This window comes from Mesorhizobium sp. P3_A2, from assembly GCF_056403115.1.
Map to the genome: position 1 here is coordinate 107,034 of NZ_JBFUGC010000006.1, position 16,334 is coordinate 123,367.

Annotated in this window: 18 protein-coding genes and 1 pseudogene; 11 read left to right on the plus strand and 8 right to left on the minus strand. The window is 61.5% G+C overall.

The window, feature by feature from the left end:
• Positions 1-279 precede the first annotated feature (279 nt).
• The gene (locus AC1DXM_RS15580) at positions 280-2,514 is read right to left on the minus strand and encodes a heavy metal translocating P-type ATPase (RefSeq protein WP_477233929.1); all 2,235 of its coding nucleotides are present in this window, start codon (positions 2,512-2,514) and stop codon (positions 280-282) included.
• Positions 2,515-2,581: 67 nt separating this feature from the next.
• Here AC1DXM_RS15580 and AC1DXM_RS15585 point away from each other — a divergent pair, with 67 nt between their 5' ends.
• On the plus strand, positions 2,582-2,998 hold the full coding sequence (locus tag AC1DXM_RS15585) for a MerR family transcriptional regulator (protein WP_477233931.1): 417 nt from the start codon (positions 2,582-2,584) through the stop codon (positions 2,996-2,998).
• On the opposite strand, the gene AC1DXM_RS15590 is transcribed toward AC1DXM_RS15585, so the two are convergent.
• From AC1DXM_RS15590 to AC1DXM_RS15605, 4 genes are all read right to left on the minus strand, one after another.
• Positions 2,949-3,668, minus strand: coding sequence for a class I SAM-dependent methyltransferase (locus AC1DXM_RS15590; RefSeq protein ID WP_477233933.1), 720 nt, complete (start codon positions 3,666-3,668; stop codon positions 2,949-2,951). The genes AC1DXM_RS15585 and AC1DXM_RS15590 overlap by 50 nt on opposite strands.
• A 128-nt stretch (positions 3,669-3,796) precedes the next feature.
• Positions 3,797-4,885 carry an AraC family transcriptional regulator gene (locus tag AC1DXM_RS15595; RefSeq protein WP_477233935.1) on the minus strand — a complete coding sequence of 363 codons (1,089 nt, stop codon included), beginning with the start codon at positions 4,883-4,885 and terminating at the stop codon, positions 3,797-3,799.
• 27 nt (positions 4,886-4,912) lie between these two features.
• The gene (locus tag AC1DXM_RS15600; RefSeq protein ID WP_477233937.1) at positions 4,913-6,193 is read right to left on the minus strand and encodes an MFS transporter; all 1,281 of its coding nucleotides are present in this window, start codon (positions 6,191-6,193) and stop codon (positions 4,913-4,915) included.
• Positions 6,194-6,196: 3 nt separating this feature from the next.
• Positions 6,197-6,937, minus strand: a complete 741-nt coding sequence (locus tag AC1DXM_RS15605; protein ID WP_477233939.1) for an MBL fold metallo-hydrolase — start codon at positions 6,935-6,937, stop codon at positions 6,197-6,199.
• A 121-nt stretch (positions 6,938-7,058) separates the two neighbouring features.
• On the opposite strand from AC1DXM_RS15605, the gene AC1DXM_RS15610 reads away from it, so the two are divergent.
• Both AC1DXM_RS15610 and AC1DXM_RS15615 read left to right on the plus strand, forming a co-directional pair.
• The gene (locus tag AC1DXM_RS15610; RefSeq protein WP_477233941.1) at positions 7,059-7,724 is read left to right on the plus strand and encodes an ArsR/SmtB family transcription factor; all 666 of its coding nucleotides are present in this window, start codon (positions 7,059-7,061) and stop codon (positions 7,722-7,724) included.
• A 22-nt stretch (positions 7,725-7,746) separates the two neighbouring features.
• Complete coding sequence (locus AC1DXM_RS15615) at positions 7,747-8,175, plus strand: rhodanese-like domain-containing protein (RefSeq protein WP_477233943.1); 429 nt, start codon at positions 7,747-7,749, stop codon at positions 8,173-8,175.
• 251 nt (positions 8,176-8,426) lie between these two features.
• Here AC1DXM_RS15615 and AC1DXM_RS15620 read toward each other — a convergent pair whose 3' ends face one another.
• Complete coding sequence (locus tag AC1DXM_RS15620; RefSeq protein ID WP_477233945.1) at positions 8,427-8,645, minus strand: hypothetical protein; 219 nt, start codon at positions 8,643-8,645, stop codon at positions 8,427-8,429.
• Between the two features lie 141 nt (positions 8,646-8,786).
• Here AC1DXM_RS15620 and AC1DXM_RS15625 point away from each other — a divergent pair, with 141 nt between their 5' ends.
• Positions 8,787-10,352 carry a winged helix-turn-helix domain-containing tetratricopeptide repeat protein gene (locus AC1DXM_RS15625; protein WP_477233947.1) on the plus strand — a complete coding sequence of 522 codons (1,566 nt, stop codon included), beginning with the start codon at positions 8,787-8,789 and terminating at the stop codon, positions 10,350-10,352.
• A gap of 25 nt (positions 10,353-10,377) precedes the next feature.
• On the opposite strand, the gene AC1DXM_RS15630 is transcribed toward AC1DXM_RS15625, so the two are convergent.
• On the minus strand, positions 10,378-11,229 hold the full coding sequence (locus tag AC1DXM_RS15630) for a hypothetical protein (protein WP_477233949.1): 852 nt from the start codon (positions 11,227-11,229) through the stop codon (positions 10,378-10,380).
• Positions 11,230-11,308: 79 nt separating this feature from the next.
• Here AC1DXM_RS15630 and AC1DXM_RS15635 point away from each other — a divergent pair.
• Positions 11,309-11,415: pseudogene (locus AC1DXM_RS15635) on the plus strand (IS5/IS1182 family transposase); the annotation flags it as partial.
• Between the two features lie 110 nt (positions 11,416-11,525).
• Here AC1DXM_RS15635 and AC1DXM_RS15640 read toward each other — a convergent pair.
• The gene (locus tag AC1DXM_RS15640; RefSeq protein WP_436248594.1) at positions 11,526-11,714 is read right to left on the minus strand and encodes a DUF1059 domain-containing protein; all 189 of its coding nucleotides are present in this window, start codon (positions 11,712-11,714) and stop codon (positions 11,526-11,528) included.
• A gap of 176 nt (positions 11,715-11,890) precedes the next feature.
• Between AC1DXM_RS15640 and AC1DXM_RS15645 the strand changes: the two genes are divergently transcribed.
• From AC1DXM_RS15645 to AC1DXM_RS15670, 6 genes are all read left to right on the plus strand, one after another.
• On the plus strand, positions 11,891-12,280 hold the full coding sequence (locus tag AC1DXM_RS15645; protein WP_477233951.1) for a hypothetical protein: 390 nt from the start codon (positions 11,891-11,893) through the stop codon (positions 12,278-12,280).
• Between the two features lie 149 nt (positions 12,281-12,429).
• Positions 12,430-13,866 (plus strand): multicopper oxidase family protein, encoded by a 1,437-nt coding sequence (locus AC1DXM_RS15650; protein WP_477233953.1) that lies wholly within the window; start codon positions 12,430-12,432, stop codon positions 13,864-13,866.
• 27 nt (positions 13,867-13,893) lie between these two features.
• On the plus strand, positions 13,894-14,334 hold the full coding sequence (locus AC1DXM_RS15655) for a DUF411 domain-containing protein (protein ID WP_477233955.1): 441 nt from the start codon (positions 13,894-13,896) through the stop codon (positions 14,332-14,334).
• Positions 14,335-14,340: 6 nt separating this feature from the next.
• Positions 14,341-14,868: a TlpA family protein disulfide reductase gene (locus tag AC1DXM_RS15660; protein WP_477233957.1), complete on the plus strand. Its 528-nt coding sequence runs from the start codon at positions 14,341-14,343 to the stop codon at positions 14,866-14,868.
• Between the two features lie 270 nt (positions 14,869-15,138).
• Positions 15,139-15,750 (plus strand): Crp/Fnr family transcriptional regulator, encoded by a 612-nt coding sequence (locus AC1DXM_RS15665; protein WP_477233959.1) that lies wholly within the window; start codon positions 15,139-15,141, stop codon positions 15,748-15,750.
• A 10-nt stretch (positions 15,751-15,760) separates the two neighbouring features.
• Positions 15,761-16,321 carry a hypothetical protein gene (locus tag AC1DXM_RS15670; protein WP_477233961.1) on the plus strand — a complete coding sequence of 187 codons (561 nt, stop codon included), beginning with the start codon at positions 15,761-15,763 and terminating at the stop codon, positions 16,319-16,321.
• Positions 16,322-16,334: the final 13 nt, after the last annotated feature.

The window sequence follows — 16,334 nt, forward strand, 5'->3', positions numbered from 1 at the left end:
GCGTAAAGAAAAAGGGCCGCAAATCATCGTCGCGCCGAGGTGGCGTCGCGCCATTCTTATCCCCGATTGCCGCACCGGCACATGTTAAAATCTATGATACTTGCGGTGGCAGCGCGCAATAATTCCTGCTGATGCAAATGGAAAGTCCGGAGGGCGTGGGGCGATGTTGTCGTCCCAGTAAAGCTAACCAGTGGACAAAGAGCGACGGTGCGGGTCACACCGCACTCTCGTCAAACGGGTCGTAGCAATATGAAGGGCCGGAAGCGAAGCGCCGGAGTTCTACGCCCCGCCTTTCCAGCGCAACAGCCGCATGGCGTTGGCTGTCACCAGGACCGTCGCGCCGGTGTCGGCCAGAATGGCCGGCCACAGACCGGTTATGCCGGCCATGGTGGTCACCAGAAACACCGCCTTCAGCCCCAGAGCCATGGTGATGTTCTGCTTGATGTTAGCCATGGTCGCTTGAGACAGCTTTATCATCGAGGCGACGTCTCCGACGCGGCCATGCAACACAGCCGCATCCGCCGTCTCCAGGGCGACATCGGTGCCTCCGCCCATCGCAATGCCGATATCGGCAGCCGCAAGTGCAGGCGCGTCGTTGATACCGTCGCCGACCTTGGCGACGATGAGCCCCTGGCCTTTCAACTCACCGACAATGCGCTGCTTGTCCTCCGGCAACAGTTCGGCACGCACCTCGATGCCGAGTTGCTTGCCGATGGCGCCCGCCGTGCGCTGGTTGTCGCCGGTCAGCATGAGCGTCTTGATACCGGCATCGCTCAAGGCCTTGAGGCCGGCCAGCGCGTCCGGCCGGGGTTCGTCGCGCATGGCGATGAACCCGGCCAGGGCACCATCAATGAGCAGAACTGACACTGACTGGCCTTCATCATTGAGTGCCGCGATCCGTGCCGACTGGTCGGCCGGCAGGGGGGCCTTTTCACCAGCGGCGGTCGGAGAACCCAGAAATACGCTCTTGCCGCCGACGCGCCCGACGACGCCCTTGCCGCCGAGCGCCTTGGCTTCCGCTGCCGGCGGCACCGGCACGCGGTCAGCCCTGGCCTTTCGCAGGATGGCCAGGGCCAGCGGATGGCTTGACCCGGTTTCCAGCGCGGCAGCAAGCGACAGCACCTCTTTTTCGCTGACGGCGATCGCCACGACATCCGTTACCTTGGGCCTGCGCTCGGTCAGCGTTCCAGTCTTGTCGAGGGCCACGGCGGTGATCTTGCCGAGACCTTCCAGAACCGCGCCGCCTTTCATCAGCAGACCGCGCCTGGCGCCGGCCGAAAGCGAAGCCGCGATGGCCGCCGGCACCGAGATGACTAGCGCGCAGGGACAGCCTATGAGCAACAGCGCGAGGCCCTTGTAGATCCATTCGTTCCAGTCGCCACCGAAGGCCAGCGGCGGAACGACTGCGACCAGAGCCCCCACGGCGACGACGGCGGGCGTATACCAGCGTGAGAAACGGTCTATGAAGCGTTCCGTTGGCGCCTTGCTTTCCTTCGCCTCCTCGACCAGCTTGACGATGCGGGCGATGGTGTTGTCGGACGCCGATGCCGTCACGGTGATGCGCAACACGCCGTCGCCATTGATAGTGCCGGCGAATACGTTGGCGTCGACACCCTTCCGCATCGGCACGCTTTCTCCCGACACCGGCGATTCATCAATGGCGCTTTCGCCCTCGATAATCTTGCCATCGGCTGGAATGCGATCGCCGGGCCGCACCAGAATTACGGCGCCGACCCGGAGGGTGACGGCCGGAACTTCCCGCGTTGCGCCATCCTCTTCCAGCAAGGCCATCTTGGGCACCAGCGTGGTCAGCGCCTGGATGCTGGAGCGCGCCTTGCCGGCAGCTACTCCTTCCAGCAACTCGCCGACCAGGAACAGGAAGACCACTGTGGCTGCTTCCTCCCCGGCGCCGATGATGACGGCACCGGTGGCCGCGATAGTCATCAGCATTTCGATGGTGAAGGGGATGCCGGCGAGCGCGGCCATCACCGCCCGCCGTGCAATCGGCATCAGACCGATCAGCATGGCGCCAATGAAAACCCATAGGCCGGTGGCCGGCCAAATCGTGTGAGCCGCAAATGCCGCGGCTAATGCAGCGCCGCTGGCGATTGTCAGACGCCCTTTGGCACTGTTCCACCATGGCCCAGAGGGCGGCGTGTGGTCGTGGCCGTGCAGGTCCTCCATGTCGTCGTCATGATTATCTTTGGCTGTGCCGGCTTGGTCGTGGCCGGCGTGGTCATGACCCTCGTTGGCGCCATGGCCCGCCTGCTTGGCATTCTGTCCGGCTTCGCTTTGGAGCTGAGCCACTAAATAGCCGAGGCCTGTCACCTTTTTCTCGATCGCGGCGAGATTGCTTTCTGCAGTGTGCCTAACGGTCATGGTGCCGGCTGTGACCGAGACGCTCACATCCTCGACGCCATGCATGCGCCGCACGGCGCTATCGATTTTCGTCGCGCAGCCGGCACAATCCATGCCTTCGACGCGATAACGGGTTTGTGCGGCGGTTGCAGCCATCGTCTCACTCCTTGAACCATTTCAGCGCGACGCTACATTCTCTAGCGACTAGAGGAGCAAGCAAAAAATGATCCCAATTGGCGAAGCGGCACGACAAAGCGGGGTGAAAGTGCCGACCATTCGCTACTATGAGCAGATCGGCCTGTTGCCTGCGCCGAACCGCAGCGAAGGCAATCGCCGGCACTATGAGACGAGCGATTTGCGCCGGCTGGCCTTTATCCGCCATGCACGCGAGCTGGGGTTCGATATCGAAGCCATCCGCACCCTTCTGACGTTGCAGGACAACCCCAGCCAGCCCTGCGCCACCGCCGACAGCATTGCCCAGGCGCGGCTGGCCGACATGGTTCAGCGGATACGCAGCCTCACGGCTTTGAAGGCCGAACTGGAACTCATGATCGAAGGCTGCCGACACGGAAAAGTCGGCGAATGCCGGGTCATCGAGGTGCTGGCGGATCATGATCAATGTGAGCATCCCCATCATTGAGTGGTCGGATAGTTGGCCCTGATCTCGAAACACCGGCCTCTCCGTAAGCCGGCCTTTCTGCCACAACCCACGTCATGAGGCGCGATTGCAGCGGTGAGGTAACGGTCTTGACCACTACAAAGCCACTGAGCTGAAGTGCGGCTTGCACTTCGGCAACAGTCCGGAATCGGTAGATCGACGCCGGAAAGGAAGCGACGGCATTCGAATCCTCATGCGGCCGAAAGCCGAGGACAAAGCGTCCGGTAGGGCGAAGCAGGCGCAGCACTTCCCTTAAAGGCTGCTCCAAGCTCGACCAGAAATAGATCGTATGGACGCTATAGACCTTGTCGAAGGTCTCATCGCCAAACGGCAGACACGCGATGTCCGCAAGTCTGAGATCCATACGACCTTCCTCGATGGATCGGTGATTGCGATCTCTTGCGATCTTGACCATCCCCTCCGAGAAATCGGCGCCCGCTAGATGCCCGTTGCGAGCCATTTGAGCCGCTCGGTAGAGGGTGACGCCGTGGCCGAAGCCGATCTCGAAGACATCGTCGTCGGCGCGCAACTCAAGCAGCTCGAGCGCCCGATCGTTTTCCACCCTCGTCTCCATCGCCATGATGCGCGCCACGATGTGGCCGAGCAGGCCACTGGGACGTCTTCCCTGGCGGGCGATAAAGTCAGGCTTCATAGTGCAGCTCCCATCAACTGAGCAGATTGATCCTCAGTGCGGGAGCATAAGTGGGCGCGTGTCGGGCGGTGTCTCGCCGAACTCTTACAAAATAGCGCCGATTCCGGAATCGGCGCGGTTTTCCAACTCTACCGCTGAGGCGTCGCTTCGCTATTCTGGGTCAGAAGAAAAGACGCCCGATACTCGGAGGGCGTTTTGCCGGTCGCGTCCTTGAAGGCTCGATTGAAAGGGCCAATCGAGCCGTAGCCAAGGTCCATGGCAATCGTGAGGATCGGAAGGCGGCCAGCTCCACTGGCTGCCAACAGTTCACTGGCCTCGCGTATCCGGTAGCTGTTCAGGAACGCGTTGAAATTTCGAAATCCCAGCTCGCCGTTGATCATGCGTCGCAGGCCCTGCTCTTTTGCCTGCAGGTGGTCGGCAAGCCCGCCGATGGTGAGCCCGGTTTGCCTGAAACCTCCTGCGCTCATAAACGCCTCCAGGGATTTCAGGAGATTCTGATCCACTGGCGCGCGGACCTCCGAGGGCGGCTTGCGTCCTGGTGCTGCAATGGCAAACACCCTGTCCGAGAACCGCAGCATCCAAAACGATGCGACCAGCACGAACGCGACGATAACAGCCACATTGATAAGCGCGAGTCCCTCGGTAGCCATGCGGCCATTGAGCTGTATCTCAGAGGCAACGACGACGAGCATGTAGCTTCCGCAACTCGCGACGAATATTTCGCGAAAGCGTCGACGCGGTTCAACCAGGTCGATCCTGCGCCCCCGGTAGGCTGCGACCAGTGACCAGACGATGATGCCGAGTGCGGCGAATTGCTGGGCAATCAGGGACGCGGCTGTCGTGTCGAAGCCCCAATTCCAAGGTCCGTAGATCAGCTCCGCCAAGCGCCAGAATCCGAGCATCTCTACCAAAGCGAGCAACGCGCCGTGCGCTGGTCTCAGGCGGAACCGGTCATCGAAGATCGACTGCGACAGGAGCAGGAAGAAGACCGGATTCCCGAAACAGCCGAAATAGATCAGAACGTCCAGAAGCCCGAGATCGCCGTGGACTGCAATGACTGGGCAGATCAAATACGTGGCGACCCCAAAACAGAACACTGCAACGAGGTAGCCGACAAGGCTGAGGCGCAGGTCACGAACGGCCAGGCAAGCGATGATGGCCAGTTGCGCTACGCCAATGAACCGAAGGATGAGTGTGAGCGGTTCCATGAGAGCCATTGGATATCAGGTCGACCCACCCATCGACTATCTGCCGGAAACGGAAGGTGGGCGCGGACCTGGTGCAGCCTCCTGCATTACGATGGCGACAATCGCGCCAGAGACAAACGTCAATGCGGCAATTGAGGTGATCGCCCATGAGAGGCCAAAGCGATCGGCGATGAGACCTGCGGAGAGCGCGCCGATCGCATAGCCGAGATCGCGCCAGAACCGGTAGACGCTGAGCGAGCGGGCGCGCCAGCTGGGGTGCGAAGCGTCGGAAACGGCGGCGATCAGACTTGGATAGACCATTGCTGTTCCAAGGCCGAGAAGAAGACTGCCGACGAGCCACCATTCGAACCGGCTCGTGGCCGCGGTGAGGAACAAGCCACCGGCCTGGATCCACATTCCGGCGACGATCAAACCCTTGCGACCCCACCGATCGCTCAAGGGGCCGGTGACGATCTGCAGGATCCCCCAGGTCGCCGGATAGATCGCCTTCAGGATGCCGATGCGCTCGACGCCGAGGCCGAAGGACGCGAAGAACAGTGGGAAAATACCCCAGCTCATGCCGTCGTTGAGGTTGTTGACGAGGCCGGCTTGCGATGCCGCGAACAGATTGCGATCCCGGAACGAGGTCAGCGCAAAAACTTCCCGGAAGCTGATCGGCGCGGATTGCTGTGCGTGAGCGGATGTTTCCAACCGGAGGTGGCCGCGCGTGTCGCGGATGAGCAGCACCGACAACACAGTGCCGGCGACGGCATAGCCGATCCCGAGATAGATGGGCACCGGTCGCAGACCGTATCGCGAAGCAAGATAGCCGGTGAGGAACGCCGTCACGCCGACGGCGAGATAGCCGGCAAATTCATTGAGTCCGACGGCGAGGCCGCGTGACTTCGGGCCAACGAGGTCCACCTTCATGACCACCGTCATTGACCAGGCGAGTCCCTGGTTGACGCCGAGCAGTGCATTGGCCGCAATCACCCATCCCCAGCTTGGGGCCCAGATGATCATGAACGGAACCGGCAAGCCGACAAGCCAGCCGAGGACGAGAACGCGCTTGCGCCCCCAGGTATCGGCGAGCTGGCCCGAGACGAGATTGGCAAGCGCCTTGACCACGCCGAAGCTGACGATGAAAGAGACGACGAGTGTCGTTGACTTGATGCCGAACTCTTCCGACCCGATGAGCGGCACCACCGTTCGCTCGATCCCAACCATGCCGCCGACAAAGGCATTCACCAGCATCAGAAGAGCAAACTGCCGCCAGTTTTCCTTGAGCCCAAGCCTGACGGCCGAGCCTGCTGACTGCGAAACCGATGCGTCGCTCATCGGTCAGGCCGCAGCGGCGGCCAAGCCGGCATTGGCGGCGCGGTTGCGCGCCGCATCCGGCGGCTGAGGCGGTATGTCTGCGATCATCATTGCGACGAAGGCCTCCTCGTCGTCGATGCGGAACGCCTTGTTAAAGCGCTTCTCGAAGCCAATCGTCGATGTCGGCTTGCCGCTGAGCGAGCGCCCGCAGACGGAGCCGGAATAAGCGCCTGGCAGCACCTCGACATGATCAGGCAGTTGCTTGAGACGGCGCACGCTGGAAAACAGCGTTCGCGCGCCTGCTTCGGCGCTGGTTGCAAGTTCGGTTCGTCCGAGATCGCCGACCATCAGCGTGTGGCCGGTCAGCACGAACCATGGTTCGGCCGCGCGTGTGCGGTCGGTCACCAGCAATGCAATGTGCTCGGGCGTGTGGCCAGGCGTATGCATGATCTGCGCGGTCACATTGCCAAGTTCGAGGACCTCACCGTCCGTGACCCGTCGGAATTCGAAATCGGCAACCGCACTCTCATGCAGCACGTATTCCGCGACGGCTGCCCGGGCGAGAGCGCGGCCGGACGAGACATGATCTGCATGAATATGCGTGTCGATGACGTAGAGGATGCGCATGCCGGTGGCTTTGGCCGCATCAAGATAGGGTTGAACATCACCAACGGGATCAACGACCGCAGCTGATGCCTTGCCGCCGCAGCCAAAGAAGTAGGATACGGCGACGGGGTCGGAATGAAGAAACTGGCGCAGGATCATGGGGATGTGTCCTTCATGGGCCGCCATCAACGGTCAAGCGAAATGCGCCGAACCTTGACAGGTCGGTAGATGCGTGTCATTCAAAAGTTATATTGAATGATCTAACGTCGACTTCAAGCTGATGTCAATCCGCAAACCGAAACAGGCACTCTATGAGCAATTCGCGATTATCGCGAAGGCTCTCGGAAACCCTCAGCGGCTAGAGCTGATCGAACATCTGGCGCAAGGCGCACGCAGCGTCGACCTGCTGGCTACCAAGGTCGGGCTTCCAATCGCCAACGTCTCTCAACACCTGCAGACCCTGCGGCGAGCTGGGCTGGTCCAGGCCGAACGCGAGGGGAAATTCGTGAACTACCGGCTCACAGACGACACCGTGCTGTCGCTGTTTGCGTCCGTCCGCTCCGTCGCGGAGCGCCACCTCGCCGAGGTCGACCGTATCGTGCAGGGGTATTTCGAAACGCGCGACAGCATGGAGCCTGTAACCCGAGAGACTTTGGCAGCTCGGATGCGCGACGGGCAAGTTACCGTGATCGACGTCCGCCCACCGGACGAGTTCATGCTCGGTCACGTGCCGGGAGCGATCAATGTGCCGCTCGCCGATCTTCAAGCGCGTCTCGCGGAAATCGACCCGGATCGCGAAATCGTTGCTTACTGCCGCGGACCTTGGTGCGTGATGTCGTTCGAAGCTGTTGCGGCGCTTCGCAAACATGGGTTCCAGGCCCGTCGCTTGGAAGACGGACTGCCGGAATGGAAAGCAGCGGGACTGCCTGTTGAGGTGACGATGTAGCCACCGCCCTGGGGGGCTGAAAATGACAGTTGATGAAATGCTCAGTGAAGCTCGCGCGATGCTGACACCGCGTCTCTCGCCGGCCGCGGCCTATGGGGAGATGCAGCAAGGCGCACTGCTTGTCGACATCCGCTACCTCGAGCAACGAGCCCGCGACGGCGAGATTCCCAACGCGGCGATTATCAGCCGCAACGAATTTGAGTGGCGCTGCGATCCGAGCGCTCCGTGGCGCCACGAAATGATCAACAAAGACGACTATAAGCAGCGCATTCTAGTGCTCTGCAACCAAGGCTATCAGTCGAGTTTTGCTGCTGCGAATCTGGTGCGCCTTGGTCTAGGCAATGTTACTGACATCGAGGGTGGCATGCAGGGTTGGCTTTCAGACGGCCTCCCGGTAGTGCCCTTCGAGACCTCCAGGATACGTGCACTCTTGGTGGCATCGGGCACTTAGTCCTGCAGTGTCGTTGCAAGGAGGCTGTTGCAACAGCAGGCAAATTGTCTCATCCCGAAGGCGTCGCTTGAAGCCCCAGAAACGTCAAGCACGAGCCTCTAACATCCATGACTAAGAGCTTGATGGCATCAGCCAGCCGATCGGTCATATTGACGGCGAAGCCCACCGTTCGCGGTCCCTACCAGAAGCGGGCCAAACTGGCCGCAATCAGCTGTTGGAGTTGGTCCCGGTTATCTTGCGTCTCGAGCAGCTCACCAACTGGAATCCCGCCCCTCAAGATCATCGTCCGGGACGACCTGCGGCTGGCGACGGAGACTGGTGTAGGGGTCCACGTAGGCCATGCTCAGTGCATCGCACACCAAACTGGAAATGGCGGCAAGCGATGCGCCTATTTCGAGCCTCGGAAAGCTTAGCCGTGCCGGGTTGAGGTGGCGGATGGTGGTCGGGTCGGTGGTGGAGATGTCGGTCATGGTGTCCTCCTGTGACGGTGAGAGTGACACCGGTTGCCGTTCAGGTCCTGGGCCCGGACCTGAAGAGTCCTGAACAGCCCTGAGTTCGCCTTCAGGATCGTCTTGGGTTATCCTAGCCCGCGAGGGAACGGTTCTTGGCAAATGGACTTGGAGTTTGGGAAATATCGCCTGAAACGCGCTGAACGGCAGCTGCTTGGCGCCAAGGGGCCGATAGTGCTTTCGGCGCGATCCTTCGACATCCTCGCCATGTTGCTGGAGCGGCCGGACGAGGTGATCGGCAAGACCGAACTCTTCGACGCGGTTTGGCCCGGCCTGGTGGTGGAGGAGAACACGCTGCAGGTCCACGTCTCGGCGCTGCGCAAGGCGCTCGATGCCGGTATGATCATGACGGTGCACGGTCGCGGCTACAAATATGCGGGACCGAGGCCAGTCGCGGCGTCATCGTCCGCCCGTGTTGCAGGTGAGGGTTCGCCGCCGACCAAACCGTCCATCGCCGTCCTTCCGTTCGCCAATTTGAGCGCCGATGCGGCGCAGGATATTTTCTGCGAAGGATTGGCGCTCAACATCGTCGCCAGTCTCGGGCGCTTTCACGAGTTGTTCGTCATCGACAGGTTTTCGACCCTGGCCTACCGGAACCGGCCGGTGACATCGGCTGAGGCCGCGCGTGAGCTTTCGGTTCGCTACATACTGGAGGGAAGTATTCAGAAAGCTGGGGATCGAATCCGCGTCTCGGTCCAACTTGTCGACGGAGCCGAGAGCCGGCAGCTTTGGACCGAGACCTATGATCGGCAACTGACGGATATCTTCTCGGTCCAGGACGAAATCACCGGGACTATCATCGGCACGCTTGCGTCTGGCTATGGCGGCAGGCTCGGCAAGGCCTGGCGTGGCCGAAGAAAGTCCGCTGGACTCGAGAGTTTCGTCGCCCTGGACCATCTACAGCGCGCCATTGATGCCTGTCGTTTCACCAAGGAAGGAGAGAGCCTTGCCAGGGAACATCTGACCAGGGCAATCGAATGTGATCCGAGATTCGCCAAGGCCTATAGCAAAATGGCAATGAGTCACACGGTCGACGCCTGTTGCGGCTGGGCCGACGACTATGATGTTTCGATGGAACTGGCCCGCCAATGGGCAGTGGAGGCGATTGCCTGCGACGACGGCGATTCCTGGTCCTATTGGGCTTTCGCCAACTATCATTTGTATACATTGAATCATGGCGTGGCACTTGAGGCCTTCCGGAAGGCCCTCGAATGCAATCCCAACGACGCCGACGTGACGACCGACTACGCTCTTTGCCTGAGCTATGCGGGCAGGGCGGAAGAGGGCATCGAGCACGCACGAAAGGCCATGCGCCTCAATCCGTTTCACTATGAATGGTATACTTCCCAACTGGGCCAGATCTATTTCGATGCTCGCCAATATGACAAGGCCATCGCCACCTTCAGCAGCCTGCGCGCGCTGGATAGCGCCATCATGCGCATCTATCAGGCCGCCAGCTTCGCTGCCGCCGGGAACCAGCAGCAGGCCCAGAAATCGGTGAAACGCGCTCTCGAACTCGATGTCGGCGCCACGCTGGAAAAATGGACCGATCCGAAGCTCGCACCCTATGGTGATGCCGCTTACCTTGAGCACTTCTGCAAGAATCTCCGCAATGCCGGCCTGCCGGAGCGAGCCGCGCCGCAGTCGCTTTCGGAGCGAAGCGCATAGACGAGACGATGTTCGTGGCACCCTCTCATGTCTTCGGATACTCGCTTAAGTGCCGGATCTTAAGCTCGCGCGGAGTTTCCGAACCGCGCTGGATCAGAAGACCCACCTCGTCCCCGAGCGAGTGCTTGCGGATCGCAACCTGAACGTCCCAGAAGCCGCGCACCTTTTGGCCATCAACCGCGAGGACTAGTTCTCCCCCTAGCACTCCGGCCCGCGCCAGCTGGCTATCCGGCTTGGGGGTTTGGAGGACGAAAGCGGGCGGCTCCGACTCGGTCGGGACTTCAGAAGGCCAGGGAAGACCAGGCCGAGATGCAGCCGCATCGCGCCAGGCGGTGGTCAGTGTTTGGGTGCCATAGTCCACGCAGCCGCAGGCACCGAGACCGCACATGGGGCAGAGACATGCGCAGTGAAGCCCGTCCTGGGCGAGCTGCCGGGCCACAACCCCTGGCAACAGCTGCGCCGTGGATAGTGCAGCGTCGGCATGCGCCTTCAGATGCTTCGGCGCGATTTCTCTGAGACGCGGCTCATAGAGCCGAAGCGCCACCTCGAACAGCATCTCGTAGCCGAGTGCGCAATTGTGGAACGCTAGGGATAGGTCCCGCAGTGCCTCGGCGAGTGCGTTGGACTGCCGCAATACGGACAGAGGGCTCGTTATCTCGCCACTCGGCTCGGCCGGACCGGACTCCTTGAGGTAGGCAGCGAGCTCATCGCAGTGCAGCTGCACCATCGGTCGGAGGCGCTCAATGACGGCAAGGATATCGGGGTGCCCGGCGGACAACTGCTCCGCTCGCTCAAGCCTTCCTGCCACTTCACCCTCATTCGCGACGAGTTCCGTCACGGTTCGGCGGATTAACTGGAACCTCAGATCGGCTGTCATTCCCTGATCCTCCCTGTGCGTCTCGGAGTAGTGGGCAGTCCATAAGCGACAGCTTTGCCTCCCGGATGGAACTTGTTTAATGCGCTACGAACTCAACGATCACGAATGGGCCGCCATCAAGCCGATGCTGCCGCACAAGCCGCGCGGCGTTCCAAGGTGAATGACCGCCGCGTCCTCAACGGCATCTTTTTGGTCCCACCTAGGCGTCGCCCAAAGCCCCAGAAACGTGAAGGACGAGCCTCTAGCATCCAGGACACTTGATGACGTTAGCGTTCGCAGTTCCGGCGAAAGCGGACCTAACTGGCGACAATCAGGTTTTGGAGTTGCTCCCGGTCAGCCTGCGACCACTGTTTCGGGTCTTCGCCGTGGGCGACTTCAGCGTGAAGTTCGACGTGCTTCATTACCTCTGACGCGCTCTCTGCCGTGAAGCTCGCCGGGCACGCTTCCATCCCCGGATAATCCCTGCACCGATACGTATATGGCATCGCCGCCTCCGTATATTAGCGATCCCTTTAGGAGAGCGAGCGAACGCGAGTTTTGTCAATCATGTCTTTTGAAACCGCAGCAATTTTGCCTTACAGTGCGCCGGCTGTCGCAGCGTCCAGTGATCACGGGCTTGGGACTTGCAAATGCCGGGATTTGCCGTCAGCCTAGTGGAGTGATGGCAAGGCTTTCGCCAAAACATCTTCTCGTTATGCTGTTCGCGGTTTTCCTGACCGCGGGGTTCAGCCTGTCCGCCGCTCAGGCTAGCGTCATGACGGCAAAGATGACAATGGCCGCCGATGAGGGCATGGCGATGCCCTCAAGCATGGGCAAGGTGGCCGACGCCACCATGAACGGCAATTGCAAGTCTTGCGCCGAGCATACTGGCGGCAGCGACAATCCGATGCATTGTCAGCCGACCTGTATTGCGCCTGTGCTCGCGGTGCTGCCGCAAGACTTTGCCGTGACGGTAGTTCCCGCGCTACAGCAGCCGCAGGTGCTGCCTGACCCGTTGCTAAGCGGGCGAAGTTCCCTGCCTGACCCATACCCTCCCAGACCAACAATCTGAGTTGACGCCCAAGTCCCGGCCGCAAGGAAGGGGCTTTCGCGTCCGATTGTCTTTGCGAGTCTCCGCGTGCCGAGACCAATTCGCAGATCGCAGTGACGAGAACCGATGCCGATCTGCTCCATCGGTCTCGCGGTCCAAAGGGGTTAAAAGTGAACACCGATTTCAGTTTTTCTGTTTCGCGCCGCGGATTTCTCGTCGCGGCGGCGGGTGCTACTCTGTTCGCTTCGCCGCGTCCCGCCGGCGCCTCCGCGGTGGACGAACGCCAGATCAAGGTCGCGCCGGGTGAGGCGCGATTCAGCGGCGCGGACGGGCCGTCCGCCGCTGTCTGGACCTATGACGGCACCATCCCCGGCCCGATGCTGCGCCTGCGGCAAGGCGAGCCGGTCCGCATCGCCGTCGAGAATGGGCTGGAGGAAGACACGACCGTCCACTGGCACGGCATCCGCCTGCCGAACGCCATGGACGGCGCGCCAGGCCTGACCCAGCCACCCATCAAGCCGGGCGAGACTTTCGTCTACGAATTCACGCCACCGGATGCGGGGACCTTCTGGTATCACCCGCACGCTGACAGCTTGGTGCAGCTCGGCCGTGGGCTCGCCGGCGCGCTCATTGTCGAGGAACGCGAGCCCGTCGCCGTCGACCGCGAGCTTATCTGGCTGCTGCAGGACTGGCGGCTCACGTCCGGCGGCCAGATCGCCGCCGGCTTCGGCAGCGCGATGGATGCGTCGATGTCCGGCCGGGTCGGCAATGTCGTCACCATCAACGGCAGGGCGCCAGCCGACCTCAGCGTCAAGGCGGGCGAGCGTGTCAGGTTGCGGCTCGCCAATGCCTCGCTTGCCCGCATGATGGCGCTGCGCCTCGAAGGCCACCGCCCGGTCGTCGTCGCCATCGACGGCCAGCCTTGCGATCCGCATGAACCGGAGGGTGGCCGCCTGGTGCTGGCGCCAGCCATGCGCCTCGACATTGTGCTCGACATGCAAGGCGACCCCGGCAGCCGGCATGCCGTGATCGACGACTTCTATGACGGCCTAGCCTATACACTGACCACCCTTGCCTATGAGAAGGCGTCACCGCTGCGGCCCCATCCGCTCGACGCGCCTCTGGCCCTGCCGCGCAATCCACTGCCGGCGCCGGACCTCGCAAATGCCATACGCCAGGATATCGTGCTGCAGGGCGGCATGATGGGCGGCGGCAAGCTCGCCGGCGTCGGCGGCATGATGGGCATGGGGATGCCCGGCATGAATGGCGGTGCTGCGTGGGCGATCAACGGCATGTCGATGACTGGCGACGGCCATGCCGGCATGGCACCGCAGTTCACACTTGATCGCGGCGCAACCTGCCACCTCACAATGCGCAACGAAACCGCATGGTGGCATCCCATGCATGTCCACGGCTTCAGCATGCTGGTGCTTTCGCGCAACCGCTCGCCGGTGCCGCACAAGCTGTGGCAGGATACGGTGCTGCTCGCCCCGAAAGACACGATCGAATGCGCCTTCGTCGCCGACAATCCAGGCGACTGGATGCTGCACTGCCATGTCGCCGACCACCAGATGGCCGGCCTGATGACCGTGTTTCGCGTGAATTGAACCTTTCACTCAACCAAGGAGACTGCAATGAAACTGACCTACCGCCTCGCCGCCCTTGCCGCGCTGATCGCAACGCCGCTGCCTGCATTTGCGGCGACGATCAACGCGGTGATGTATAAAAACCCGCAATGCAGCTGCTGCGAGTCCTACGCCAATTATCTGGAGCACAACGGCTTCAAGGTCGAGATCAAGCCGGTCAACAACCTCTCACAGATCAGCAGCGATGCCGGCGTGCCGGCCGACCTTGAAGGCTGCCACACACTGATGGTCGACGGCTATATCGTTGACGGCCTGGTCCCAGTCGACATCGTCAAGAAGCTGTTGACTGAGCGGCCCGCCATCACCGGCATCACGCTGGCCGGCATGCCCACGGGAGCGCCTGGCATGGGCGGCCAGAAGAGCGAGACCTGGACGATCTACGCCTTCACCAAGGACGGCAAGGCACCGACCGTTTATGCGACGGAGTGAGGCGCCGTGATCAAGTGGGTCGTCATACTGCTCGGCTTGCTGCTGGCGGTTCCGCTACCCGCTATTGCAGCGGAAGCGCCGCAGAATTTCGCCGTTCTCGACACGCCAGCCGCCGTGCCGCAGATCAGCTTCACGGATGCCGCCGGCCAATCAAGAACGTTCGCCGATTATTCCGACAAAGTGGTGCTGCTCAACGTCTGGGCGACCTGGTGCGCGCCCTGCCGCAAGGAAATGCCGACGCTCGACCGGCTGCAGGCCAGGCTCGGTGGGCCGGACTTCGAGGTCGTCGCGCTGTCGATGGACCGGAAGGGCCTCGACGCTGTGAAGAAATTCTACGCCGAGATCAGCGTTACCCACCTTGCGCTCAACATCGACATTTCGGCCAAAGCCATGTTCGCGCTCGGCGCGGTGGGCCTCCCGATGACGTTGCTGATTGGCCGCGACGGCAAGGAGATCGGTCGGCTAATCGGCCCGGCCGAATGGGATGCGCCCGACATGGTCGACTTCATCCGCGGACGCATCGCCGCCAAATGAGAAGGAAATGACATGACGACGACAGAACTGACCCGGGCCTGGCAGGCTTCGCCAAGCCGCTTCCGTTCCACTCTCGATGGGAGGCGCGGCCGCACCGGATGAACTACGATCTGGAGCTGAAGCTGATCGGGACGAGCAGAAGGCTTACGATTACGCGATGGCCAATTCGGAGGAGAAAGGCCTTGGTCGCCCTCGTGCGCTCGCGATCGCGGCGCTCGTCAAATATCTGCAACGCTGACCGATTGATGCGCCGACAAAGGGACCTTCCCGTTGAGAAGCTCACCGCCCGCCGATTTTCGCCGTATTCTGCCGCCCAGTCTACTGACGTCGGCGCGGCATACCTGGCTGCAGCAGGGAGCCTACCTCTTCCATCAGCGTGATCCGGTTCGCGCGGTTTATTTCGTCGAGTCCGGACAGGTCGCGTTGCGGCGCCCTCTTCCAGACGGAAACTTCGTCGTTACGCAGGTGGCAGGACCTGGCGACAGTCTTGCAGAAGCGGCGCTGTTTGCTGAAAATCACCACTGCGATGCCATTGGCATGATGCAAAGCCAGGTGCTCGGTGTGCCAAAGCAGTCGATGCTCGACCTGTTTGACCGGGACCATAGCGTCGCGCTGGCGTGGACGCGCCATCTCTCGTGGCAACTGCAGGAGCTTCGCCAGCGGATTGAAATCCGCGACATCCGGCCGGCACGCAACCGCGTCCTCGCCTGGCTGGCCTTGCACGACAGATTGGAAATCGTCCTCGATCGGCCGCTCAAGGATCTGGCGCCGGAACTCGGTCTGACCCATGAAGTATTCTACAGGACGTTGGCTGCCCTGGAACGCGACGGATCAATCCAGCGGCGCAAGGGAGTGATCGTGCGGATGCGCTCGCAGATATGATCGCGGTCATATGCTCATAGGCACCTATCGGCGCATGGTGGTGAAAAAGGAGATCACCATGTCGAGCCATCGAACCATTGGAATTGTCTTCGCCAGCACATCCATTGCGGCCATCGCCGCCGTCATGGTTACGCCGGCCGTGGGGCAGCAGGCCGTTGCCAGTCCGTCACACCAGGCCGAGGTAGAGCGGAAGGGTGTGACGGTCATGCCATTCGATCAGCAGCGAGCGATGCACATGTTCCAGCAGATGCCCACCGGAGGCGTGCAAACGGTCCTTTCCCGGGATGGCGACTCCGCGCAGATCATGGCGATCAGGTTGCATCTGCGCCATGAAGCCGACAAGTTTGCGCGCGGCGACTATTCCGATCCGGCCACCATCCATGGCCAACAAATGCCTGGACTCTCAGTCCTGAAGACGGCCGGCCAGAACCTTCGCGTCGCTTATCAGGAGTTGCCCTTGGGAGCCGAGATGACATTCACGACACACGATCCAGCCACGGTGAAGGCTCTTCATGACTGGTTCGCCGCGCAAGTAAGCGACCACGGTTCGCATGCCATGATGATGAAATAGCTGCGTCTCTTTC